General features: G+C 47.9%; 2 rRNA genes. Both read left to right on the plus strand.

The features are described 5' to 3' along the window. A 16S ribosomal RNA gene (locus J1C54_RS16410) occupies positions 1-81 on the plus strand; the annotation flags it as partial. Positions 82-373: 292 nt separating this feature from the next. Next, positions 374-459: ribosomal RNA gene (locus J1C54_RS16415) — 23S ribosomal RNA — on the plus strand; the annotation flags it as partial.

Here is a 459-nt window from a genome sequence, read left to right on the forward strand (position 1 = left end):
CTTACCACGGTGGGGTTCATGACTGGGGTGAAGTCGTAACAAGGTAGCCGTAGGGGAACCTGCGGCTGGATCACCTCCTTAACGACCGAAGATATCAATCCTCAGAGTTCACACGTTTGTCTGTCTGAAAGTTACCGGCAAAGAGAAGCCGTAAACAAATAATTCCTCGGGATTAATTGTTTACGGCTTTTAAGTCGGACCCTCCTGCGACGAGCAGGTTGTGGTGATCTTTAACAATATGGATTGAGTCGTAATTAAAGAAGTGAGTGTCTTTGAATGCTGACACTTGCGTCTTTTGGCGAAAATTATCTGTTGCGAGTCTGTGTGCTTGAAGTGGTTACGCGGGATATTGTGTGACTGTTTTGGGTTATATGGTCAAGTGACAAAGCGTACACGGTGGATGCCTTGGCAGCCAGAGGCGATGAAGGACGTTGTAGCCTGCGATAAGCTTCGGGGAGG

The organism is Alcanivorax sp. 1008 (genome assembly GCF_020667895.1).
Taxonomy (GTDB): Bacteria; Pseudomonadota; Gammaproteobacteria; order Pseudomonadales; family Alcanivoracaceae; genus PGZG01.